General features: G+C 44.7%; 15 protein-coding genes. 3 read left to right on the top strand and 12 right to left on the bottom strand.

What is annotated here, in order from left to right:
- The 4 genes from VIN08_RS12590 to VIN08_RS12575 form a co-directional block, all read right to left on the bottom strand.
- Positions 1-1,349: penicillin-binding protein 1C (locus tag VIN08_RS12590; protein ID WP_331965379.1), on the bottom strand; the 1,349-nt coding region annotated here is incomplete at its 3' end.
- 69 nt (positions 1,350-1,418) lie between these two features.
- The gene (locus VIN08_RS12585; protein WP_331965376.1) at positions 1,419-3,890 is read right to left on the bottom strand and encodes a zinc-dependent metalloprotease; all 2,472 of its coding nucleotides are present in this window, start codon (positions 3,888-3,890) and stop codon (positions 1,419-1,421) included.
- An 86-nt stretch (positions 3,891-3,976) separates the two neighbouring features.
- Positions 3,977-4,357: a GxxExxY protein gene (locus VIN08_RS12580; protein WP_331965373.1), complete on the bottom strand. Its 381-nt coding sequence runs from the start codon at positions 4,355-4,357 to the stop codon at positions 3,977-3,979.
- A gap of 221 nt (positions 4,358-4,578) precedes the next feature.
- Complete coding sequence (locus tag VIN08_RS12575) at positions 4,579-10,164, bottom strand: alpha-2-macroglobulin family protein (protein ID WP_331965370.1); 5,586 nt, start codon at positions 10,162-10,164, stop codon at positions 4,579-4,581.
- 158 nt (positions 10,165-10,322) lie between these two features.
- On the opposite strand from VIN08_RS12575, the gene VIN08_RS12570 reads away from it, so the two are divergent.
- Together VIN08_RS12570 and VIN08_RS12565 are read left to right on the top strand one after the other, a co-directional pair.
- On the top strand, positions 10,323-11,426 hold the full coding sequence (locus VIN08_RS12570) for a mechanosensitive ion channel family protein (protein ID WP_331965367.1): 1,104 nt from the start codon (positions 10,323-10,325) through the stop codon (positions 11,424-11,426).
- Between the two features lie 324 nt (positions 11,427-11,750).
- Positions 11,751-12,383, top strand: coding sequence for a response regulator transcription factor (locus VIN08_RS12565; protein ID WP_331965364.1), 633 nt, complete (start codon positions 11,751-11,753; stop codon positions 12,381-12,383).
- Here the strand turns inward: VIN08_RS12565 and VIN08_RS12560 are convergent.
- Positions 12,375-13,190 carry a sensor histidine kinase gene (locus VIN08_RS12560; RefSeq protein WP_331965361.1) on the bottom strand — a complete coding sequence of 272 codons (816 nt, stop codon included), beginning with the start codon at positions 13,188-13,190 and terminating at the stop codon, positions 12,375-12,377. The genes VIN08_RS12565 and VIN08_RS12560 overlap by 9 nt on opposite strands.
- Positions 13,191-13,352: 162 nt before the next feature.
- On the opposite strand from VIN08_RS12560, the gene VIN08_RS12555 reads away from it, so the two are divergent.
- Positions 13,353-14,081, top strand: coding sequence for a L,D-transpeptidase family protein (locus VIN08_RS12555; RefSeq protein ID WP_331965358.1), 729 nt, complete (start codon positions 13,353-13,355; stop codon positions 14,079-14,081).
- Positions 14,082-14,145: 64 nt separating this feature from the next.
- Here the strand turns inward: VIN08_RS12555 and VIN08_RS12550 are convergent, their stop codons facing one another.
- The 7 genes from VIN08_RS12550 to VIN08_RS12520 all read right to left on the bottom strand — a co-directional run.
- A complete protein-coding gene (locus VIN08_RS12550; protein ID WP_331965355.1) occupies positions 14,146-16,104 on the bottom strand; it encodes a DUF3857 domain-containing protein in 1,959 nt (652 codons plus the stop codon).
- A 5-nt stretch (positions 16,105-16,109) separates the two neighbouring features.
- The gene (locus VIN08_RS12545) at positions 16,110-18,038 is read right to left on the bottom strand and encodes a transglutaminase domain-containing protein (protein WP_331965352.1); all 1,929 of its coding nucleotides are present in this window, start codon (positions 18,036-18,038) and stop codon (positions 16,110-16,112) included.
- Positions 18,039-18,081: 43 nt separating this feature from the next.
- A complete protein-coding gene (locus VIN08_RS12540) occupies positions 18,082-21,309 on the bottom strand; it encodes a tetratricopeptide repeat protein (protein WP_331965349.1) in 3,228 nt (1,075 codons plus the stop codon).
- 164 nt (positions 21,310-21,473) lie between these two features.
- A complete protein-coding gene (locus VIN08_RS12535; protein WP_331965347.1) occupies positions 21,474-22,577 on the bottom strand; it encodes a chorismate mutase in 1,104 nt (367 codons plus the stop codon).
- A gap of 48 nt (positions 22,578-22,625) precedes the next feature.
- The gene (locus VIN08_RS12530; RefSeq protein WP_331965344.1) at positions 22,626-23,537 is read right to left on the bottom strand and encodes a prephenate dehydrogenase; all 912 of its coding nucleotides are present in this window, start codon (positions 23,535-23,537) and stop codon (positions 22,626-22,628) included.
- Positions 23,538-23,589: 52 nt separating this feature from the next.
- Complete coding sequence (locus VIN08_RS12525; protein WP_331965341.1) at positions 23,590-24,789, bottom strand: pyridoxal phosphate-dependent aminotransferase; 1,200 nt, start codon at positions 24,787-24,789, stop codon at positions 23,590-23,592.
- A gap of 186 nt (positions 24,790-24,975) precedes the next feature.
- On the bottom strand, positions 24,976-25,534 hold a 559-nt coding region (locus VIN08_RS12520), incomplete at its 5' end, for a prephenate dehydratase (protein WP_331965339.1).

The following is a 25,534-nucleotide window of genomic DNA, read 5'->3' as shown; positions in this document are numbered from 1 at the left end:
GATGCATACATACCGGCTATATCCCACAGGGTGCCTTCGCCTCCACCGAGTATAAGCGAAAGTCCGTAATGATCCGGGGGATACGAAAGCGTTGTCATGCCCAGCGATTTTAACAACGAATGAAATTTTTCATAGCGATAATCGCGCAGCATATATACTGCCGGTATATTGAGCGAGCGTATCAAAGCTTTATCGGCCGGCACCGCGCCATCGTATTCATGCGAGAAATTCTTGGGCGTAAATCCGTTGATAAAAACAGGTATATCCGGCAGCATGGTTCGCGGAAGAATCTTGCCTTCATCAAGCATAGCAGCATACAAAAATGGTTTCAGTATACTGCCGGTACTGCGTGGAGCCACGGCTACATCTACATCATCACCACGATAATTTTTACCGTTAGCTATATTGCCCACATACGCTATAACATTTCCGGTTTGTATATCGGCTACGATCGCTGCTGCATGATGAATTCTGTTACCGATAAGACGATCGTGATGATCTTGCAGAATTTGTTCAACACGTTGTTGTAAAGCATAGTCGAGTGTTGATTGTAATTTTTTACCGGCTAATCCGTCAGCACGCATGCGCGTTAAGAGATGTCGTGCTGCGCGTGGCAGAAGCTGTGGTTCCTCTGGTATAGGTTCTTCTTTCGCAAGTGAACAGGTAAAGGCATCGATCTTGCCAATCGCTTGTAACTTATCCAGCAACCGGTCTCGTTTTGTTTTTAGCTGTGCCCGATTTTTCCCGGGATGTATAAGCGATGGTGCATTGGGCAACACGGCCAGTAAACATGCTTCACTCCACGATAACTCTTTGGCATCGCGACCAAAGTAGCGCCAGCAGGCGGCATCTATACCTACTACATTTCCACCAAACGGAGCGTGCGAAGCATATAGCGCCAGTATCTCTTCTTTACTATAGCGAAGCTCCAGGCGCGTAGCCAATACCATCTCAATAACTTTCTCCGGTATCGTGCGCGATTCTCCCTTGCGTGAAAGGCGTATCACCTGCATGCTGAGTGTACTGCCTCCGCTCACAATTTTGCGTGCCGCTATATTTTGCCGAAAGGCACGCCCCATCGAAAGTATATCTATACCTATATGACTTCTGAAACGCTTGTCTTCATATACAATTATAGCATCGGCAAATTTACCGGGCACCGAATCTGTTTCCGGGAAACGCCACTGACCATCGGGCGCAATGGAGGCACTTAGCAAAGCACCGTTCGATGCTTCGAGCACCGTGGAATAAGGATCCTGAAAAAGCGTTAATGGTAAACAAAAATAATATAGCACTGCCCCTGTTACGAGCAGTGCTATTGTTATTCTGATCTTGATCTTCCGCGTCATGCCATTGCAAAAATAGCGAAGCGCTGTGATCTATTGAAGGTCTTTAACTACGTGAAGCAGAATTTCGGATCAATCATTTCCGCAGAAATCCAGATCAGCACTTCCGATCGGCATACCGGGAGGTGCATCCAATGGATAGTCTGCTTTAAATTCTTCCGGATTCTCCTGCAGCCGTTCGATAAGGGAAGCAGTATAGCTATAGAACGCGCGCCACTCTTCGTTGATAGTAAGCGGGCTCTTTTGTTTCAGCCATAATTTTAACTGCTCTAACTTTAACGATGCTATAGCACGTGTCGTTACCGAGGCATCGTTAGAGGCTGCGAGTTTGGCAAGATTAGAAAACAACGCATCGTCTACACTCATCTGCACGGCACCTGCATAACCTGGTTGAGCCGGGGTCTTGAATGAAGCGGCAATTAATTTATCTACTATACTTTCAAGACTTGGCTGGTTTACATTGCGTGCATGATGTTCTACCAATCTATTGGCGCGCGCAGGATGCAGCAGTAAACCATAGGTCATATCCGCAGCTGTTTCTGCCAATGAAAGAGGATCGAATGTCAAACCGGTTTTCACCTTGATCAACTCACGATGGCGCTGATAGCCGATGGGGCGTGGTGGTATATTTGTCAATAAACTTTCCGGGAGCATCAGTGCTCCCGGCTCTACTGTTTTAAGCAATGCATCCAATGCTTTGGTTTGCTGTTCAGGCGTAAGCAACTCGGCTACAGGTTGCCCATCGCCCCGTATAGCATAGCGATAATTTAATCCACCTACAACTTTCACAGCAGCCTCTGCCTGATAGCGATGAAAGAAATACATCGGCACCAGTACTTCTTCTAATGTAGCCATCGGTGCATGTTCGCGAATATTGCGTTCGCCAAAATTCTTTAATGCTATAGCCCGTACCTGCATAACACGATTCAACTCATCGGTAGCGCTTGCGCCATTATCCCATAAGTGTGCATACGGATGTGCACCTCCTATAGGGCGAGCATCCTGATCAGACAAGAATGTAAGCCCGGCCTTTAATGATTGCTGAATGATTGCATCCAATGCTTTGTCTTCATCTATACCTTCGGCGAAATCCTGGTAGCCGTAGGTGATCGATACTTTATCGAAAGCACCGATCTTCGTATCATACGCATGCGACAAATCAATTTTATCGTTGACTATATTTGCTACAGGATGGGGATAGTCCATAACCGAAGCAAGGTTCTCGGCACTGGAGCTATAGGCATGCGCTAGTCCCAACGTATGGCCTACCTCATGCGCTGCCAACTGACGCAGTCGCGCGAGTGCCATCTCTTCCATTTCTTTACTTACCGGTTTACCTTCTTCATACGGAGCAAGTAATCCTTCTGCTATTAAAAAATCCTGACGCACACGCAATGATCCTAATGTAACATGTCCTTTGATAATCTCTCCGGTGCGCGGATCTGTAACGGATGATCCATACGACCAGCCACGCGTTGCACGATGCACCCAGTTGATAACATTATAGCGCACATCCATCGGGTCGGCATCGGCTGGTAACAATTCAACACGAAACGCATCTTTATACCCCGCTGCTTCAAATGCCTGGTTCCACCAGCGTGCCCCTTCTATTAAAGCAGAACGTATAGGCTCCGGTGCACCGGGATCCATATAGTATATAATGGGCTCTACCGGTTCGCTTATAGCTGCTGACGGATCTTTTTTCTCCAACCGGTGGCGATTGATAAATCGCTTTTCAATCGGCTCGCTGATGGGTGTAGCATAATCGTAGTATGATGTATTGAAATAGCCTGCGCGCGGATCGAACTTGCGCGGCTTGTAGTTATTATCGGGTAATTGTACAAAGGAGAAATGCTCACGCACCGTAACGTTCGATGGCGTTGGCACTACACTGCGTATATAATTACCGGAAGGCTGTCCGGTAAAAGTAAGTGTTACTTCAAACTCGGAGTTAAGCGGAAAATTTTTCACGCGCTCGGTATAGAAAGCGCTCCGTGATTTATCAAGACTATAATTACCTTGTTGTGTAGAGCGTAATGTACCCACTACATCGTGAACATCCTGAAGAAAGAAGTCGGTAGCATCGACTAATACTTTTCCGTTCTCTTCAGCCGTAACGGTAAATCCCCATAGCACCGATTCTGCAAATGATTCTTTTACTGCCTTGCGCTCTGCTTCGCTGGTACTGATAGCACGATAAAACGTATTGGGCTCTATCATCAACACCTTCGGACCTCTGCGCTCAAGCCTCACAATACGTTCTCGACCGAGTTGATTGCGATCAAGCCCTATATCATTAGAACCCACGGCAGCCGTAAGCGACTCCACATACAAAAACTCCGTATTGAACTTATCGAATAGCAGGAACACCTTATCCTGTTTTTCATCATAATAAAATTCAACAAAGCCGGAGAATTTTTTAAGGCCGTTTACTTTGGAAGCAATGGCAGAAGCTACAGGAGCCGGAGCATCGTCCGATTTTTTCTTTTGGGCACTCAGTATAAGAGGCAAAGCCAGGAGGAATAGTATAATGGTTTTTCTCATGCTATAAACTACAAACTGTTTCAGCAAACGGCAATAAGTCTGTGATGATCAGCATAACATTTATACTATAGGCACGAGAGGCGGCATTACCGTAAATTATTTACCTTCCGGATGATGGTTTTATTGATATCATCGGTATTGAAATTTACCAGTATACCGAGTCGTTTGTCGGCCAGCCTCAAATAGGTGAGCACCTGTTTGTGATGAACTTCATGTAGTGCCTCAATCGATTTTATCTCGATAATCACAAGGTTGTTTACCAATATATCTAATCGAAAGCCAAGATCGAGATATAGGTTGTCGTATAGCACGGGTAATTCTACTTCCGTTCTTGCTTCCAATCCTGCTTTTGTTAGTTCATGTACCAAAGCAGCCTGGTATACCGATTCTAGCAAGCCAGGTCCTAGATTATTGTATACTCTGAAAATTGCTCCTCTGATCCTATAGGAAATTTCATTCTCTGTCATACAACGGGTAAAGGAGCAATGGTATAAAATCAATGCTTCGTATCCAATATATACACAAAAGAATTTATAGTATGATATACTCTGTGGTAGAGATGGATACTAATAATCACGTATAACGGTATAGGAAAATATTAAAAGCAAGTCTCCCGCAGATCTCGCAGATTTACGCAGAATAAATGCATTCATCTGCGTATATCTGCGAGATCTGCGGGAAATAAAATTTACTGTGCAGCCGGTTTGATGACTTCTACCACCTGTCCTTTTTTGCGGGCATATATACTCTTGTCGTACATGGCTTCGCAGCTTGTGGCAGGGAGATAGAAGGAACCTGCATAGCTGGCCGTCAGCATTACGCGGAATGTTCTGCTCTCATTTGTCGAGAGACCAAAGTAAGTATATACCCGGTCGTCACGAATATCCTGGTAATCGAATGGCGATGACTTGAGGAACTCCTCATCTCCTTGCAGTCGCAGGTTATTAATCTCCCATCCTGACGGGAACACTTGCGACAATGCAAGGTTCTGATATCCCGGACGTGTGCCTATGTGCTCCACAGTAACCTCTGCTATAAATTCAGTACCCTGTGTTAACTGCACCGGACTTATCTCGCGTCCATCTGCGTCGGTATAGCGAATGTTCAGGTGCAGATCACTTTGTGTATCCTCTTCCTGTCCGCGGGCCGGAGTACCTTCCATGATCAGTCGCGCGAACAATGCACCCTTACTATCGCTTACAATTTTTATACTTTCCTTCTTCACACCTGTTATCGGTATCTGTACTTGCGCTATCGGCAACTCGGTGCTTGCATCTATTGTTTTACCATTCAAAGTATAGGAAAACTTCAGTGCGCCATGTTTCTCAATGCTGGCAAATGTACCTACCGCTTTCAAACAGAATGCTGTCTCTTGAGTACTCATCCAGTAACCATAGTCGCTGAGGTAACGCGATATTTCTTTCAGCAGCTCGAATGCTTTTGTTTTTTCATTCAGCAATAAAAGTGTTTCGAGAATCAATGCTCTGTCGCGCACATCCGAGCCATAGCTATAGCTCAACTCACGATAGGGTTTGATTTTGGTGGATAAGTTCGCTACCAGTTTTTTCGCAGCTTCCGGCTGACCGGCTTTTGCATACGATGCGGCCAGCATCCACGCAGCGGTAGAAGAAAGAATACCTTGCTCACGCAGGCGATTCATCGCGCCTACTTCCGGAGCACCAGCCAATGCCAATGTATATAGTCGATACGCCTGGATAAGATCATCGCTATAATAATAGGTTGTATTGCGTCTCCACTCAAGTGCTTTATTTTTCTGATACTTCTTCCAGCGCTTCAGCATATCGGCAGGTACATAATAACCTTTTGCTTCAGCTTCTACGAGGAAGTGCCCGGCATAGTTTGACCCCCACGGATCAGACGACTCTGCTCCCGGCCAATAACCAAATCCGCCATCGCGCTGTATAAATGATTTTAACCGCTCTATACCTGCTGTTACATTTCGCTGAATGTTCTTCTGCTCAACAGGCGTAAGGACTTTTATCTGGCTAAGGTATATCTGCGGGAATACTGAAGAGGTAGTCTGTTCGATACAACCATGTGGATACTGGATGAGATAGCGCAGTCGCGAGCCCAGGTTTACCGGAGGCATACTCGATACTTCGAGCACAGCCGAGTTCGTTCCGCTTATACCAAATGGTATGGCTTCGGCTGTCCACGTCTTGCCTGCTTCCAGTAATTGCTCAGTTACTTTTGTTACTGGTAAATTCGGATTACGAACGTCAATCTCAATTATATCCGTAGCGGTAAATTTACCGGAGCTTGCTGTTACTTCTACTTTTGCTATACCGGCTTCTGCCTTTACCGCTACATCAAAGTCAACCGTAAGATCGCCACTGGCAGGCATCGCTACCGATTTACTGGCACCGCCTGTTACTGAAACCGGACCGGATACTTTCACATCGATCTTTACATTCTTTATACCTTTCTCCTGTGTAAATAAAGTTACCGGCAGTTTCACGGTTTCTTCAGGGCCTAACACGCGCGGTAATGTAGCCAGCACCATCAACGGTTTACGCACCGGTGTTGCTTTCTCTGCTTTACCATACGCCCCCTCATAACCTGCAACCACCATCGTTTTCACGGAGCCTATATATTGCGGCATCGTGAATGTATGCGTGTTCGAGCTGCCATCGAGTGTAAACGGACCAAAGAATTTTACTACCGGTTTAAAACGGTTCGCTCGTGCATCATCATCTTTCGGAGCGCTCTCTGCATCGCCTCCTATAGCCAGCAATCGCTCGAGGTGCGCACCGAATGCACCCATCACATTATCATATATATCCCACGTATGCACACCCAATGCTTCGCGCGCATAGAAGCGGCTCCAGGCATCCGGAGTCTTAAAACGTGTAATGTCGAGTAAACCTTCGTCTACAACGGCAATGGTATACGTCATTTTACGTTTCGACTTCTCTGATATTTTAATGGAAACTTCCTGTCCGGGTTCCAATACTTCGGGCATGGTAATGATCGGCTCCAGGTGTGTGGCAGGATCTTCTACGCGTATGGACGTAATACCATACAAACGTATCGGCAGATCATTTACCGTCTGAGCATGCGGCTGCAACAAGGCAACGTGTATATATACATTGGGCGTCATCTCAGACGTTACATCAAAGCTGAATTTCGTTTCACCTTGTTGTGTCTCCACCCAATAAGTTTGCAATACTTTGCTGCCGTTCTCTATACTTACCAGTGCACGGCCACCCTGTGCTCCGCCGGGTATAGTAAGATTTACTTTTTCACCAATGTTATACGAAGCTTTATCGGCTGAGAACGAAAGCATGGTCGCGCCACCGTTAGCCTCATCGCCACGGTTGCGGCTATACCAGCCGGGTTCATCTATATATATAATTTGCCCGGTGCAATGGCCCGATACCGGATCGCATACACGCACAAAGTATCTTCCATATTCATCCTCGCTTTGTTTCATTTCAAACGTCCACGAGCCTTTGCCATTTACGGTCTTGGCTTTACCGCTCTTAACAAGTTTAGAGTATGAACCTTCCACGTAGTTGGCAAGACTCTCTTCGGAGTTATCCCACCACCAGCGCCAGCCCAGTTTATACATGTTGATGTCAAGATCGTTGCGCGATACCGGGTTGCCGGAACCATCTACGGTTACAAGATCGATTGTGTGTTGCTTATCGAAATATAGTATACCGCTATATTTTTCGCCTTCGGGAGCTTTCATCCCTACATAGCTTTCGTACGGTGAGTATGGTATACTAAAGCGATCGATGCTGAAGTTCCCGCTCTCTTCATATACCTTTCCGCGGAATATAGCATTCAAAAATCCAGGAGCAGCAGAGCTTGATTCGAGACTCACATTTACCGTTGCTTTACCTTCATCGTCTGTGAGACCTTCAAACACCGGTTGAGCTTCGCTGTTAAACGAACGAGCCGGATCTTCAAATATATACTCCGGATATTTCGGGAATTGTGTAGGCACTTTTACCAGCAGCATATCAAACACGGCTCTGAGGTTGCGACCCGGAGCTCCGTGCAGCCACTTCACATCCAGTTTACCGGTTGCATTGGACGATGTAAATCGATCCGTACCAAAGTCGAGGTTGATCTTTAACCGATTCGGTTTTACCGTTTCGATCTTGAGCGTCTGCGAAAATTCTGTTCCGCCAACTTTCACGCGGCCAGTCCAGTTACCGGTAGGAGCATCGGCACTGGTAGCGGTAGCAAATTTATAGAAGCCGTTCTCTGAGGTAGAGCGCACCAGGCGATTCACTACTTGTCCTTGCGGATTATACATCTCGAATACCACCGGGTGTGACGATGGCATTAATTTATTCTTGTCTTCGAGTATAAAGGTGAGATACAACGAATCTCCCGGGCGCCACACACCACGATCGCCATACAGGAATCCTTTTATACCACGCTGTATAACTTCTCCTGATACATCAAAATTACTTACCGACAGGGCATCACCATTGGTAACTTTCAGATAGCCGCGTTGTGTGCCGTTCTTCGCTATAATAGCAAACGGCTCTTCTTTGGTATGTATCGTAGCTTTACCATCGGAATCAGTCGATGCCGTACCGATCAATTGTTGTTGATAATCATATAGCTCCAGTTGAACGCTGGCAAGTGACTGTGTTGTTTTCAGATCGTTTACAAATACAACCAGGTTTCCGTCATCACCACCTTTGGCGGTTAAACCAAGATCAGAAGCAAGTACATTTCGTTTTATACTTTTGTTGGAAGTATAGTAGGATGAGTGACAAGGGTTATCGCGTTGCTCCCAGTCGTAGTCGTCACCATAATAATATTCTTCATACTCGTCATAGTACCCGCCTTCGTATTCATAATCGTCTTCATATTCCTCAAACTGACTGGTGGTTTCCTCTGTCTCCTCTTCGCCATCGCAGTTATAGGTTGAGTATGCTTTTTTGAAAGCGAGCTTTACCTGGTATATAGCGCCCGGCTCTGTGCTGATGAGCTTGGAAAGATCGAGCGTAAAACGATTCCATTTGCCAAGATCCGTAACACCGGTATTATCCAGTTGAATGGTTTTAGTTATGATCTTCTTTCCCACTCTTCGTAACTCCTGTGTGCCTTCAAGGTTATTTACCTGGAAGAACTGGAGAATGTTATTCTCAAATACTTTCATTACGGTAACATCTACGGCATTCAGGTTTACTGCTTCAAACGGCAGCACCATACCATCAGTGCTGGGGAGTATAGATCCTTTACCCGTAAAACGTACTGCAGGTGCCAGTTGCTCAAACACTACTTCGGCTGTAGCGTTCGTTTTCATTTTATAGTCAAGTATATTTCGTATACCCGCTTCTATATTTACGGTCTTCGATCCGCTCTGGCGTACCGGTGGATATACCCATATTTCATTATCATGTATATCAAAGTCGAGGCTGGCAAGATCGGTGATGGAGATAAGCCCTTCCAGGTTTTGCTTTTCCTTGAGTGGATCAGAGAATTGCAGCACTACGTATTGATTGGGGTTCTGAACAACTTTCGCATTCATCAATTTGAAATCGCTCAGTGAAGGGATCTCTACCTCTTCCTCTTCGCTGCGTTCTAAACCCAACGGTTCACCGGTAACTTTCAGCTGTACTTTGCTGGCCTGATCTTTCCGCGCTACATCTTCTACTATAAAAGTATGTTGTTTGCCATCGGGGTTATGTGTCCAGGTAACATTCAGCGATTTACCCTCCTGCTCGGGCAGCAGCATTTTTTCAACCGAAGTATTCTCGGCAAAATCGGCCGTAAAAAGTGTACCTTCTATCTTCTGTCGTTTCAGTTCTGTTTTTACATACGGCTTGATATTATCTACTGCAAGCTCGAAGTTCTGTGGTATTACCTGGAATGTATACTCAAAGTTGTTAAGTTCAGCCGGCACCGCCAGCAATTTGGATAACCCAAACGTAACGGCATATACCTGCCCGGATGTCAGGCGCGACTCGGGTCTAAACTCAACGGTACGTCTATCCAGCCATATAGTTTTACCACTTACAGATGGACTCAGTGAAAATAACTTGACCGAACTTTCCTGACCGATAAGCGAAGAGTCTACCGCATCATTGGCCAGGATGATGCGCAAGGTTGAGCCCGAAGGTATAACACCTGCAGTATAGGAAGTGATGTACTCACCAAAGGCCGGGTTGATATAGCTGGGACCGGGCTTGGTACCTTGACTGTTCTTAAAGAAGAATATTGCGACAACGGCAATAACAACCGCCACCCCACCGATGGCGATCTTTTTCCAGGGCAAACTGTTCATGTTTTTTGTAAGGGATTAGAGTCCCTAAAGATTGAAGTTTTTTTGCAAAACTTATAGAAGATATAGCGCTTTTACTTTTCAAAACATATACGCTTCCAGTCTCCCGAGCAGGGTTGGCATTTCTTTTTAGCCCATCCCGGTTTTATACAGTTTATAGTATGAACGAACTGCTGAAACGGGAATATTTTCACAACACGCTGCTGGATTACCTGATCGCTGCTTCCATCATTGTATTGGGTACGCTGCTGCTGCGTCTTTTCAAACGCACACTCCTGAAACGCCTGAAGTTACTGGCCGATAAAACCACCAACACGAGCGATAACTTTATTGTGCAAAGTATAGAACGCTTTGGAGTTCCGGCCCTCAATTACTTTATCATCTATGCCGGGTTGAATTACCTGGCGCTATCGGTAAAGACCGAGCAGGTATTACGGATCGTAACAGCGGTGGTGATAACCTTCTTTGTACTGCGCCTTCTGTCGTCAACTATTTTATTATTGCTGCAAAACTACATCAAACGGCAGGAGCATGGCGAGGAAAAGATCAAGCAACTGGCCGGGGTTATGTTACTGATAAATATTGTAGTCTGGTTGCTGGGCATTGTATTTCTTATCGATAACCTGGGCTATAATGTAACAACTATTATAACCGGTCTTGGCATTGGCGGTATAGCCGTAGCACTGGCGGCACAGAATATATTAGGCGACCTGTTCAATTACTTTGTAATTTTCTTCGATCGGCCTTTTGAAGTAGGAGACTTTATTATTGTTGATGACAAGATGGGTACGATTGAATATATCGGGTTGAAGACTACCCGTGTGCGGAGTTTGTCTGGTGAGCAGATTGTGATCGGCAACTCTAACCTTACCGGTGCACGCATCCATAACTATAAAAGACTCTTTACCAGGAGGGTTGTTTTTACTCTCAACGTTGACTACCGTACACCCGTTGAAAAACTGAAGTCGATACCGGGTATTATCCGCGCTACCATTGAAGGTGAATCGCTTACAAAATTCGACCGCTCACATTTCGCTGCGTATGGCGACTGGAGCCTGCGTTATGAAACAGTATACTTTGTAGAAGACCCGGACTATAACAAGTTTATGGACATCCAGCAGAACATTAACCTGAAACTATATGAAGCCTTACTGAAGAATGAAATATACTTTGTAACCGGCTTCCATATGCAGCTTGCTCCGCCACCACCCAAACCTGAAGAGAAAGAAGAAGAACAGAAACAGGAGAATGGCCAGAAGAAATGATGCTTGCCCGAAGTAATATACTATAAACTGTTGACGTAATTCCTCAACTCCCGCTTCTCATTTTATATTTTTGTCAAGACAACGGACATAATAGTCAATAGCACTCGTTGCAATTTTACTTCTCGTTATTGATATTGTAATGCATATATAGTTTCGGTAATGCTATTGATAACGTGTGATGATGTTCACTCACAACCGTGAGAAATTTAAAATACGTAAATTTGTTTGTGGTGAAGAATCTATACTGAACCTTAGAAATCCGGTATGGGTTTTACTTTCTTTTAGGGTATTATTGAGACAATTTTCTTAAAAGTATTTGTATTCATGAAGCCGTTATCCATTCTTACTGTTGACGATCAGGCGTTGTTTCGCGAGGGACTTACTCTTGTATTAAACAAACTATATCCGAATGCTACTGTAAAGCAGGCAAGCAGCGGACAACAAGCTTTGGATGCACTGCGCGATAATCGTTTTGATCTGATGTTGCTTGACATTGGTATGCCCGGTATGAATGGAATGGAAGTAGCCAAGCAGGTAATGCTCGATCATCCATCGGTGCGCATCATTATATTAACGCAATACAACGGAGAGGCTATGATAACTCACCTGGTGCAGGCCGGTGTGCATGGATTCTTATTGAAGAACAGCGAATCGCAAGAGATCAAGAAGGCTGTGGAGACTGTACTCTCGGGCAAACAGTATATCACGTCCATGATACACCCTTCCTTATTAAAAGAAGAGAAAGTATACAACGCACCGTCTGTACGCTTCAGCAAGCGTGAAGCCGATATACTGATGTATTTGAAACTGGGAAAATCGAGCAAGGAAATTGCCGAACGTTTGTCGCTGAAAGAAAATACAATCAACAGCTATCGTGAAGATATGCTGCGCAAAACCAAAACGAGTAATGTAGCTGAGCTTATCTCGTATGCCTATAAGAATGGTGTGTTAGGCTGAAGCACTCAGGGGCATAAGCGGAAACTTATCGGCATTATCTTTTTGTCGCGGATTAAATTCGATGATCACCCGAAGTCCACGCGGAGCAATCGGTTCTCTTCTGAATGTAGCCCCTATACTATTGGCGCGCTTCGCGAGGTTGATCGTTCCCATACCTGAAGTTTTCTCTTCGTTCTCTTTTCTTCGATAATCCGAGCCATCATCTTCCACGGTAATGGTGAGCAACTCATCTTCCCAATGTAAATGCACTGAAATGTTCCAGGCATTGGAGTGTTTAATAGCATTGGAAAACAACTCCTGCACCATACGAAAGAGGTTGAGCTTTTGTCGTTGATTGATCGGCACCGGGTTGCCACTCTGTACAAAGTGCATGTGCGTTCCTTTCAGCGCATCGAGTTTATGACAGAGCTCGCGTATAGCAAAGTTGAGGCTCATGCCTTCGATAAAGTCCGGCGAAAGATTCCAGATGATATTGCGGATACTTTCAATAGTACGATTCAGGTTACGCTTCACTACAATGAGCTTGGCTTCTACATGTGGCGGAAGTGCATCGGCTTCGCGCATCACAAGATCAAGGTCAAGATGTATAAGACTGAGCACCGTACCCAGGTCGTCATGCAGATCGCTGGATATCCGCTGGCGATCGTGCTCTATAAATTCATTCACGCGCGACCACGGAATCTGCTCTACCGTAGGATCTGCTACCTGCGCTGCCTGCTTCCGCTCCTTCTGTTTGGTAAGCCAGTAGAACACCAGTGCTGTTATAGCTGCACTGGCCAACGCCACCAGCATGTAGGTAATGATCATATTGCTAACTTGATTAATCGTTTTTGACTCAGGAATATATCAATAAAGAATATTCAACTTTAAAGTTTACGGGCATCATTCTGAAATCCCACCCAAAACGCCCGGGCTACATCTTGCAAAACATTCGTAATTTAAAATCATTATTTTAAACTTTCAGAAGTTATGAAGTTTGTTTTCGCTATGACCTTTATTTTGTTACAAACTGGCGCATTTAAGGAGCATCAACAAAAATTTGACCGGGTAAAACAAGCTTATACCGAAAAGGAGGAAGTGGTGCGAGGCTATTTTCGGCAGCGAAGAGTGAAGTTTGAGGGCTTTCATCTTTTTATCCGGGCGTTCAAAAAAGAACAAAAACTGGAAGCCTGGGTCTGCGAAAAAGGGAAAGACGAATACACGCTGCTGGCGATATACAATTTTTGTTCAAGCTCCGGAGTGCTGGGCCCCAAACGCAAAGAAGGCGACTTGCAAATCCCGGAAGGCATTTACCAGATCAATCATTTTAACCCGCAGAGCAATTTTCATTTATCGTTAGGTATTAACTATCCGAATGCATCCGACAAGATATTGAGTGATCAACGACATCCCGGTGGTGCTATTTATATTCATGGCAACTGCGTAACAGTAGGTTGCATTCCCATCACTGACGACAAGATCAAGGAACTATATATACTGGCCGTAGAAGCACGCAACAACGGGCAGACATCTATACCGGTACATATATTTCCAAGTGCACTGGACCCTACAAGCTTTAGTACGTTACAAACCGAGTATAAAAATACACCGGCATTACTCACCTTCTGGAAAGGTCTGGAACCAATCTATACCGACTTTGAAAAAACAAAAAAGCTCCGGGCTGTGCACGTAAATAAAAAGGGAGAGTATCATTTCTAAAAACACGACAATAAAAAAGCCCTGCCATAGCTGGCAGGGCTTTGCTATATCTTTTATCAATTATCTATTTACTCTTCTCCAGCACCAGCGTTACCTTGTTAAAATCGGCCGATGCATTGATCACTTTTCTGAAATCTTCATAGCGTGCCAGCGGAGCAAATATTTCTTTATAGTATTCTTTAATTGTAACCTCCAGTACGTTGCCTTTCAGAGCGTAGTCTGACTGAAAGAGGAACGGTGTTTTATCTTTATCCTTATAGGTAATATCGATCTTGAGATCCTGTGGATTACGAATAGTATAGCCTGCCGGAATATGGATCTTGATCAGGCGATCGTATCCGCGATTAAATTCGTTTTCCACTTCTGTTACGCGCTGATCATCGCGATACATTTCTACCTGCGGACCGATCAGTTCTCCGGCTTTAAATAAAATACGTGGACCAGCTTTCTCCAGGAAATGCGATGACTTGAAATTTACATCGATCAAAAAGTTACCAGCCAGTTTGTCCGGCAATGCTTTAGCTGACCATTTATTAATGGTTGCATCAGGAGCTGTTTGTTTGGTAAGTTCTTCGATCATGCGGGTGCGTTGCTCTTCGGTCATCAGATCGTAGTAAGGAGCAAAGAACATTGCGTTATACCCACCGAATTCGCGTACCTGGTGTATATCGGTTGCCGAAAGATCATCGGAGAAGGATACATCCATGTCGAGATTGTCGCTGCTAAGTGTATAGTCAGAAGCAGGTATATCATCGATCGAAGCCAATCCTGACTTTACTTCGCCTACAACAAAAGGTTCAATAAAAAGTCCTTTGGTGGCCGTGAGCTCAGCCGGTATAAGGGGGTATCGCGACTCAAATACATGGGGTGCCAGGAAACCTTTTGTATCGGGAAAATATAGTATATAATCATCGAGGTACGACCATGTATCAAAGCCTCCGTCAAATTTCAACTCTTCGCGACTGCAGGTAATTACCGGGTAACATTTTATACCTACCCGCTCAAAAGATGTGATAAACAGTTTAGTTATACCCTCCCGCGAAGCAATCTTACTCTTGATAATAGAAGCTATCTCCGAAAGCGATTCTTCACTGCGCTCACGATTTACTTTTACTGACGACTTGATCTTCTGTTCAATATTCCTGATGCGCACATCTTTACTCTTGGAAGCATCATCGTTCAGTGTCTTTACAAATTTCTCTAAAGCTTTATCATCATCACGGGTTGTTGTGAACAAAACACCATAAAATGTTTTAGCGGCTTCGTCCCAAGTATATAAGCGCGCCTGCGAACGGGCTGTGTTATAGGCCAACTTAAATTCAATGCGTTTACGGTTCGGATCATAATACGAAAATGCTTCCTTCTTCATTGCCGGTACATCTTTCATAGTAGAAGCGTACTGATTGAGTTCCTTGTTGGCAATCTCCTGTTGTTTTACTTCCGGATATCCCTGGTAAGCACGAAAATCAAATTTCAAATGACTGGGGCACGATAGCAGAAACGAACTGGATTTTACCGGCACATCAAACTGCATAAACACGCGATCGAAAATACTGGCGCGCATCTTTCGCGTAAAATAGTATTCAATCTCACTCCCCATCTCTATACCTTCAATAGCAAAAATGCGATAGGCGTTTCCACTCTCCTCCTCTTTCAGCTCTTTGAGGTTGCTCTTATCGAAATATATAGCTTTGCCATCCTTATTGATAGCACGGGCTTTCAGATCGACCAGATCAATGGTGTTATTCATCGATATAACAATGCGATTGTGTTTTTGTATCGCCTCGTTGTTATTAACCAATATAATTCTGTGAATGGTAGAGTACATCAGGAACTGGTTATCTTCCAACACATACTCATATTGATTGTGTTGTTTCAGAATCAACTCCGTCAGATCCTTTTCATTATCTGCCAATGAATAGCGGCTCCGGTTCTTTTCCCATTCGTAAGGTTTTACTTCAGCCGCCCACGCTGCACTTGTTAATACAACAAGTGCTATAGCAATCCAAAATCTCTTTAACATAGTCTTTATTTCTTCTTCAGGATAATTGATTCTTTATACATCTCGCTGATCTGCTTAACAGCATCATTCCATGCCGTGAATTGCTCTGGCTGCAACATGATATAGTCTACATAGAACTTTTTAGAGCAGCGTATTTTTCCAGGCAACGATTCGTAGCTGACGTCACAGCCTAGCAATGGCCCGTCATATTTAGCATTGGGCGGCATATACTCCACCGTATACCCATCGGGCATAGTCATATCGATCACTTCATACTTGATGTACTTGTACTCAATATCACGCGGTGCCTTACGTGAAGCAACATTGATAAAGTCGTTGTAGTAATCTTTGTTAAGATTCAGATTGATATATAGTTCATCTCCCAGCTTCTGGAAATAATCACTTATCCTGAAATCGTACTCCACACGCGTGGGCTTGTCGCGCTCTTCCATAAACTGAAGAGTATATTTATCCAGAAAGAACTTGTTACTTCCTTTACCTACCAGCTTGGTTACGTAGCGCTTTACATCATCTTTCTCAGAACGATCAAGTTCATACCCGGCAAACACTTTTGGATAACCGCTCAGGGTGCTTACACCGGTACCTACTAACTGATTGGCATCGAGCTTTATCTTCATGGTATCCGTCATGATATTTTTCTCCTTGGCAATCACCGGCACTTCTTTTACTTCATAGTGTGCGGGATCAATACCGATCAACGCTTCTTTACCCTGTATCATAGAAGAAGGATAACCGAACGTTGTATGATCACTGGTGCCATCGAGAAAATAATACTGGCCGTCTTTTGAAATATAGGTAGCGATCATGTGATTATCTACCAGTGGTGTCGGTACCTCGGTATAGCGATATGGAAGATCGCGCGTACCGATCCACGTGTGATATGCTTTTATACCGGCAATCTGCAGCATGTTCACGATAAGATTGGCCATATCCTTGCAATCGCCATAACGTTTCTCGCATACATACGATCCGTTATGCGGAATAAGACCACGCATACCCTGCTCGAAAGCTATATATTGAATATTGTCTTGCACCCAATAGAAAACTTTCTTCACCGTTTCTATTTCCGATTTACTGTTGGCTTTGATTTTTTCTACGATCGCTGATAACTCCGGAGAATTATCTTTATTCAGTTTCTCTACAAAAGTATAGTACCAGCTATAGAGGTCATCCAGGTTCGATAGTACTTTTACCTGCCCCTTCTTGGTCTTGTACGATTTTACATAGCAAACTACGTGTGGCACAAAGTAACGAATGGACGGACTGTTCTCTTCACCTTTCAATGCCGGCATATACTGTGCCGACCATTCGTAGGTAACACTGTTGCCCTTCTCTGTTTTCCTGAATTGTATCTGCTTCTTGTCATCGTGCAACACCTCGTAGCTCAACTCAACATCTTTGGTTGTCTTAATTACATACGATGATTTACCTTGCGGCAGGTAGCTCGCAAATACATAGCCCGGTACAAAACGCACGTCTTTCAGATTCTCCCGATATTGAAGCTGCGTACGGTTACGCGATGCGATGGAAGGAAAATCGAACGAGTAGTAATAGGAGTCATCGTAAAATATACCGGCACTACGGTCGCTGTTCTTCTTAAAGTCAGACACGACCATTTCCTTATAGCGGTTCTTATCCCACACCAGTGTTTTTGCTTTGAGATTGGCTACCTGGTTAAAGTGCGATCCGTATACCCGCTTGCCCGAAAATATATCCGACTGTTCTTTGAGGTGCAGTATATCTTCTGTTACGTCCAGATATACTTTCAGTGAATCGCCATCCGGCAGTATATTCAGTACTTCGGAGCGCTCCACGAACACAGCCGGCTCGTCCGGAAATTTATCTTTGAATTGCTGCCATACATCATCCGACTGTGCCCGGCTCAACAGCACGCTTGCCGGCAACAGGAGCAAAATAAAAATGATCTTCTTCATGCACATATCTTTTTTTAGGGTGTGGGTGTGTCAGTATATATTTCTACTGTGGGAGTCCCCACCAGAAGAGAACTTCTTTGGACTTGCCTCCTTTGGGGTTGATCACCGATTTACCGTTGCGTGTTCCCCAGGTATAGGTTTCCTGTTTCAGCAGCGTACCATCTTCATTATACTCTTCTATCACACCATGCAGTTCATCATCGCGATACTGCCCTTTTTCGCGCAACTGGCCGCCCGGGAAGTATATCTTGAACGGACCTTCGTAATCGCCATGCTTATAGTTAAACTCACTGTATAATTTACCGTTGCTGAAGTATATCCGCTTCACGCCTTCCAGCGCTCCGTTCTTAAAGGGTTCTTCATACGCAACTGTGCCATTGGGATACTTTGCTACGATAGTAGTACTGGCTGTGAACGGAACCCACGCACCAAACTCACCTTTCTCATTTACTACACGGTAAGCGATCAGGTCATCCTGCTGGTATAACTTTTCAACGATGGGAGTTCCTTCCGGTGAATTATAGCGTGCTATACCATCGCGATCGTCTTTCTGGAATGGAATAACCGAAGATATTTTACCATGACGGAAATAAAATGTCCAGGTGCTATCGTGGTTGCCGCGGATATAGTTTCCTTCATAATCCAGGGAGCCATCGGTATAGTGTCCTTTCCAAATGCCTTCCATCGATCCGTTGATATACTGTCCTTCCATGTGCACCTGGTTGCTGATGTCGTAGTATTTATAGGCACCATGACGATGTCCACTCATCATGTCGTACGAATAAAATACATTTCCATCGGGGAACCACTTGGTTAACGTGCCTGCATAGTTACCACACTGCACAATAAGGCGTGATTGTATCTTTTGATTCGGGTAAAATGTTTCGTATAACTGTTTATTTTCTTCGGGGCGCTTCTTCGTCAGCATATCACCTTTGCTGTTATAGTTTTTAATATCCGCGATGCGCTCCTGCTCGTATGTAGTCGTGGCTCCCAGTTTGCCATCGCTGTTATAGTCATAGTAATCACCGATCAATTCATCGTTCAGATAAAATCCATCGGACTCAATTGTTCCATCCGGGTAATAGCTAAGCCATTGCTGCTGGCGCTGACCGTCCTGCATCCAGCCTTCTTCTTTTACTTTACCATTAGCATGAAATTCCTGATAGTATCCGTGCAACTGGTTATCCTTATATTGAAATATATACTTCTTCTGCCCATGACGGAAAAATTCCGTAGCCTCTCCCTGTGCCAGGCCTGCCACATAGGTATACTCACTTAACTTCACACCTTCTGGTTGATAGTATGTCCAGCGGCCTTCTACTTTTCCTTTTTTATACACACCTTCACCATTCATCTGCCCGGAAGCGTAGAAAGTTTTAGCATTTACCGTGCCATTGCCCAATTCATATTTACCTAATTCTTTTCCGTTTTTATCAAGATATACTATTCTGGTGAGCACATCATTTTTATAGGTATGAACTGAGGTTGGTTTGCCATCGGCAAAGAAAGTATCCTCGCCATGATATAGTCCTTCTGTATTGAAGTTTCGCTTTTCAATTATATTACCACGTGTATCGTAGAAAAGCCATTCACCTGTTGACGTTCCATCCTTAAAGGCCCCCGTCTTCTCAATGCGTCCGTTCGGATAGTAATATGTCCATGTGCCGGTAGAGTGATCGTTGGTGTGCGCACCTTTAGATCTTAACTTTCCATTCGCATAGTACTCGGTGTATGATCCTTCCCGAAGATCATTTTTATAGTTACTGACAGAATATACCTGTCCGTTTTCAAAATAGCTCACAAATTCTCCCTGCGCTTTGTCATCGCTATAAGCATAGCTCATATCCACTTTTCCATTGGGGAAGAACGACTTGCCTTTACCATCGCGTTTGCCCGCTTTATAGATCAGCTTCTCGCGCACGCCTCCGCAGGCATGGTATAATTCAACTTCGCCTTCTATAGCATCATCTTTTAAATAGAAATGCTGGCGTTTGGCACCATCCGGGAAATATACGGTTACCTCACCGCTCTCGGAGTTTTCAATACTTTTTGTTGCACCGGTGTTGAGATAGTATTTCCATATACCCACTTTCACTCCTGCTTTATAGTCGCCCTCGGCAGAACGTTCTCCATTGTTATGGAAATATACCCAGCGACCTGTGCGTTTATCTCCTTCGCTGGCGCCTAAAGCATTCAGCCTGTGATTATCATCATACCACGCCATTACCGGTTTGGTGAAGCCTGCTTCGGGTGCATCCAATGTTGCCCGCATGCGCTTCAACTCATCGTTAGCGGCTACATAAAACGAATTGAGCGTCTTCTCATTTTTCTTTCTCCACTTCTTTACAGCATCGTTGGAAGCTGAAGCCAGTATATGATACATGAAAGGTTCTGTGAGATTCCGTTCCTTGATCGCTTTATAGAACGTCAGGTAATACTTAACCCAGCGATCGTCAGACGAAGTATTAATGATACCCAGTTGCTCGAATAACATTTCATACTGCTTTACTACAGGAGCATCTACATCTACCTTCGATTTGAAATTTTTATCGAGGGCAATCTTCGCGCGTAAAATCTGGTCGAGCTTTTCACAACCATTGCTTCCAATGGGTGATATAGAACCTTCATCCTGTATCTGGTTGGATACTACCTTATCAATATATACCAGGCGATCGTTGTCTTCATTGTTTACAGCCAGATATACTCCGAACGAAAGCATCGCGTGGGTTTTATGTCCTTGCCCTACTGCTACCCGCCCGAGATTAAGATGGCTTCCTCCATGAAATGGATTTATCGAGAGCACTTTGAAAAAACAATCAATCGCTTTTTCGTAGTCCTTATGATTATAGTAAGTAATCCCCAGGTTATAGATCAGAGAAGCATCAAAAGGATACTGCGCTATAGCTTTTTGAAACAAGCCTACTGATTTATCAAAATCACCTTTCTTATCATAGGCTACCGCTCGCGAACGCAGCAGGTGCGAGCGATGGATGGATGGTTTCAGCAAAGCTTCTTCGCATACTTCAATAGTCTTGTCGTATTGCTGATTAGCGTTGTAGGAAAGCGCCAGCTCGGTGAGCATGTATACATAATTTGTATCGCGCTTGGGTATTGTTAAAAATGTACGAATGGATTCTTCGTACTTTCCGGAGTCGTACAAGACCTTGGCTTGTTCGATCACTTCACCGGAATTAATCAATGGAATTTTCTGCGCAATAGCGGCAGTCGCGAGCACCATGCTCATGACCAGCAACAGGTAACGAATCATAGAGTAGATAAAGGGGCTAGATTTAAAGTTCAAAATACTAAAAACGAAAACTCCCGGGGAGGAAGTGTAATATTTTATTTAAAACCCATCATTTATGCGGCTATAAAAAAGAAAAGCGGACAAGAGTTCTTGCCCGCTTCCTGAAAGCTTACACCGATATTACACTAAACGCGTTCGGCTACTTTATTCATTACTTTGGTTTGTATCTGAATCGATTCATTGTGAATGAGCTTCAACAACTCGCTGGTAAACTCTTCGCTCAAGCCCATAGCCTTGCCTAAAGTTACACGCGTCTGAAGGATTTCTTCCCAGCGGTTTACTTGCAGGATGGTTACGTTGTTGTCGCGCTTGTACTGTCCGATCTTCTCAGAAATCTTCATACGCGATGCGAGCTTCGACATAATCTCATCATCCAACTGGTCGATCTGCTCACGCAGTACGCTCAGTGTATCTTTGAACGTTTTGTTATCCGATGAAACTGTACGTACCACCAGGCCTTCTATAATTTTACCCAGTACAGCCGGAGTCACTTGTTGTTTGGCATCGCTCCATGCAGCATCCGGGTTGATGTGGCTTTCGATCATCAGACCAGCCATGTCAAGGTCAAGTGCTTTTTGAGAAATCAACGCGATCAACTCACGGTTACCCGCTATATGGCTTGGATCGCAGATGATATCCAGTTCAGGAATACGCGTCTTCAATTCAATTCCCATATCCCACATAGGCGCATTGCGGAAAGGACCTTTCTCGAATGACGAGAACCCGCGATGTATAGCGGCCATCTTGGTAATGCCTGCTTTGTTCAAACGCTCCAATGCACCGATCCACAATTCAAGATCAGGGTTGATCGGGTTCTTTACCATTACCGGTATATCTACACCTTTCAATGAGTCGGCTACTTCCTGTACCGAGAACGGGTTTACCGTTGTGCGGGCACCGATCCAGAGAATGTCAACACCAGCTTTCAACGCAGCCTCTACGTGCGCAGCGTTTGCCACTTCGGTAGTAATAGGCAAACCGGTTTCTTTCTTTGCTGCTGCCAGCCACTTCAAACCTTCTTCACCTGAACCTTCGTATTGGCCAGGGCGTGTGCGGGGCTTCCATATACCTGCACGCAGTGCGTGTACTTTACCCGTTGCCGCCAGTTGCTTGGCGGTGGCGATGGTTTGCTCTTCCGTTTCGGCGCTGCAAGGGCCACTGATAATTACGGGCTTGCTGGCTGTTGGCAGCCAGGTAGAGATCGACTGAAGTTTTAATGCGTGTTTCATACGATGATGCGGTGTTAGACTATTTTAAAATTTTTGATTGATATATACTTATTTGATTGTTCCTACCGATTGCTCTGCCGACTGGGTCTCGTTCTGAATTTTAGTTTTAAGTTCGATACCATCCAGCACTCTTCGGATTTCATTGGCGCCCGACATGATTCTGTTCAGTTCTTTGATGTCGCGTTTCATTAAATGATAGTGGAAGCGTTGCAGGTGCATGATATACTCCAGCAATGCCTGGCTGAGATATTCCAGGTTTTGCTCAAATATAGGAGCCCACATTTCAGGAGAGCTTTTCGCAAGACGCACAGTAGAAGCAAAACCACTGCCTGCTAGTGCGAATATATTTTTCTCGTCCTTCTCAATGTCCAGTACAGTTTGTCCTAACAAAAATGAGCTTACGTGCGAAAGATGCGATACATACGCTACATGTTTATCGTGCTCTTCGGCTTCCATAAAGATGGTGCGTAAGCCCAACGCATTGAATACACGCATCGCGATTTCCAGTGCACGATCAGAAGATCTATCCTTCTCGCAGATGATGTTCGTTTTGTTTCTGAACAAGCCACTGAACGCAGCTTCAGGACCTGAGTTCTCCGTACCCGCGATCGGGTGGGCCGCAACAAATTGCTCGCGCTTTGGATGACTGGCAATGGTACGACAGATAAGACTCTTGGTAGAACCTGCATCAATCACCACGGCATTGGGTCTTACAGCATCCAGTACGGATGGAAGCAATTGGCTCAAGGCATTTACCGGTATAGCCAGTATCACTATATCTGCCTGATGCAAGGCACTGTCTTCCGTCAGTATCTTATCAACAAGACCAAGCTCTACTGCTTTCAGTGCATTATCGGTGCTCAGGTCTACACCGATCAACTCGGTTGCTACACCTGCTTTACGCAAGTCTATCGCAATGGAGCCGCCTATCAATCCTAAACCGATTACTGTTACTTTCATATTTTCTTTCGTTACGCCCAGTTGTTACTGCAACGATATATATACTATAATTCTATCCTTTCACTGCCGACAGTTTTTCCGGTGTCGGGGTTTTCTCCAGAAATTTCTCAATGCGCGAGAGTGCCTGGTTGAGAGACTCTACCGTGCAGCAAAGCGAGATGCGTATGTATCTTCTCCCTGCTTCACCGAAGATGAATCCTGGTGTGATGAATACTTTTGTTCCGTATAGGATTTCATCGATCCACTTCTCAACATCCTGTACATGCGCAGGAGCTTTTGCCCACACAAACAATCCGGATTGTTTTTCGGCATACGTACATCCTAATACATCCAGTAATTTTTTGCCTACTTCTTTGCGCTCTGCATATACTTTGTTCAACGAAGTGAACCATTCCTTCCCGTTCTTTAATGCTTCGGTAGCGGCATGTTGTAAGCCTAGAAACATACCGGAATCCATATTACTTTTTACTTTCAGTACGGCCTCGATCAATTCTTTCTTACCGGCTACCCATCCTAAACGCCAGCCGGCCATGTTGTGCGATTTGCTCAGGGAGTTCAGCTCCAGGGCAACTTCATCGGCACCTTCAATGGAAAGTATACTCATCGGGTTATCGTTCAGTACAAGACTATACGGATTGTCGTTCACGATCAGGAACTGATGCTTGCGCGCCAGATCTACCAGTTCTTTCAATTCTTCGCGCGAAGCAACGCGACCGGTAGGCATGTGCGGGAAATTCACCCACATGATTTTTACTTTCGACAGATCACTTTTCTTTAACGCTTCTACATCGATGCCCCAGTTGAGTTCTTCTTTCAAATCATAAGGTCTCAGCTTTGCTCCCACGAGGTTGGCAACCGAAGAATATGTAGGATAACCCGGATTTGGTATCAGCACTTCTTCACCTTCGTTTACAAAAGCCATCGCTATATGCATGATGCCTTCTTTCGATCCCATCAGCGGGAGGATCATCGTTTCAGGATCGATCGTGGTGTTATAGGTTGTCTGATAAAAATCAGCGATCGCTTTGCGGAAGGCCGGTATACCTTTATAGTTCTGGTAGCCGTGGTTAGCTGGATTTTTAGCGGAAGCAATCAGCGCATCTATAGCATTGGATGATGGCGCCTGATCCGGACTACCAATACCCAGATTGATAACGCGAAGCTCCGGTGTATCCAACCCACGCACTTCAGCCAGTTTTCTGCTGAAGTAGTACTCTTCTACATTGGCGATTCTGTTAGCTGTTTTAATCATGTTCTTTTATACTTTAAAAAGTCGGGAAGATGGAAAGTCCGGAAGTTGGAAAGTTTATTAGCAATGTTTCCTATACCGTGCCTCTATCTTTACCCTATATATACTCTCAATTTTTATACTTCTGTTTTATTACGCTCGTCCTTACTGACTTTCGGTCTTCCCAACCTCCCGTCTTCCGGACTCTTTTTATTTATACTCAATCTTTGCTTTCTTATACTCTCCCAGCACATTGAGATTCTTTACCTGTCGCAGCACCTCACTCATTGCAGTGTCGTAGTTTTTGCGTCTTTTCCACTCTACATCTATATGGATGGAATACTCGCTTGGCCGGCCAATGATCGGTATCGATTGGATCTTCGTCAGATTTATACTGTTGTTTTTAAAGGTCATCAACGCATCCGCCAGGCTGCCTACTTCGTTGGCTACTTCAAAACAGAGCGATGCTTTGTTACTCTCAATTTTACCATTGGTGCGTTTTGTAAGCACCAGGAAGCGCGTAAAGTTCTTCTTGTGCGTTTCAATGCGCTTCTCCAAAATCTGCAGTCCGAATTTCTTCGCAGCAAACTCATTGGCTATAGCAGCGGTGTTCTTCAGCTTTAACTCTTTTACACGTTTGGCAGAGAGTGCCGTGTCATCGCTTTCGCGGATCTCCACGCCATTCAAAGCATGCAGAAACTCCGAGCACTGACGTATAGCCATCGGGTGAGACTCGATCGTTTTTATATCCGAAAGTTTTGTCCCCGGC

The organism is Ohtaekwangia sp., assembly GCF_036568665.1.
Taxonomy (GTDB): domain Bacteria; phylum Bacteroidota; class Bacteroidia; order Cytophagales; family Cyclobacteriaceae; genus Ohtaekwangia.
This window is presented reverse-complemented; position numbering and strand designations above follow the sequence as displayed.

Excerpts from the sequence above, each read along its gene's own strand:
- VIN08_RS12530 (WP_331965344.1), bottom strand. The coding sequence starts at position 23,537 with ATGAAAGTAACAGTAATCGGTTTAGGATTGATAGGCGGCTCCATTGCG.
- VIN08_RS12555 (WP_331965358.1), top strand. The coding sequence starts at position 13,353 with ATGAAGTTTGTTTTCGCTATGACCTTTATTTTGTTACAAACTGGCGCA.
- VIN08_RS12575 (WP_331965370.1), bottom strand. The coding sequence starts at position 10,164 with ATGAACAGTTTGCCCTGGAAAAAGATCGCCATCGGTGGGGTGGCGGTT.
- VIN08_RS12565 (WP_331965364.1), top strand. The coding sequence starts at position 11,751 with ATGAAGCCGTTATCCATTCTTACTGTTGACGATCAGGCGTTGTTTCGC.
- VIN08_RS12585 (WP_331965376.1), bottom strand. The coding sequence starts at position 3,890 with ATGAGAAAAACCATTATACTATTCCTCCTGGCTTTGCCTCTTATACTG.
- VIN08_RS12540 (WP_331965349.1), bottom strand. The coding sequence starts at position 21,309 with ATGATTCGTTACCTGTTGCTGGTCATGAGCATGGTGCTCGCGACTGCC.
- VIN08_RS12545 (WP_331965352.1), bottom strand. The coding sequence starts at position 18,038 with ATGAAGAAGATCATTTTTATTTTGCTCCTGTTGCCGGCAAGCGTGCTG.
- VIN08_RS12525 (WP_331965341.1), bottom strand. The coding sequence starts at position 24,789 with ATGATTAAAACAGCTAACAGAATCGCCAATGTAGAAGAGTACTACTTC.
- VIN08_RS12560 (WP_331965361.1), bottom strand. The coding sequence starts at position 13,190 with ATGATCATTACCTACATGCTGGTGGCGTTGGCCAGTGCAGCTATAACA.
- VIN08_RS12580 (WP_331965373.1), bottom strand. The coding sequence starts at position 4,357 with ATGACAGAGAATGAAATTTCCTATAGGATCAGAGGAGCAATTTTCAGA.
- VIN08_RS12550 (WP_331965355.1), bottom strand. The coding sequence starts at position 16,104 with ATGTTAAAGAGATTTTGGATTGCTATAGCACTTGTTGTATTAACAAGT.
- VIN08_RS12570 (WP_331965367.1), top strand. The coding sequence starts at position 10,323 with ATGAACGAACTGCTGAAACGGGAATATTTTCACAACACGCTGCTGGAT.
- VIN08_RS12535 (WP_331965347.1), bottom strand. The coding sequence starts at position 22,577 with ATGAAACACGCATTAAAACTTCAGTCGATCTCTACCTGGCTGCCAACA.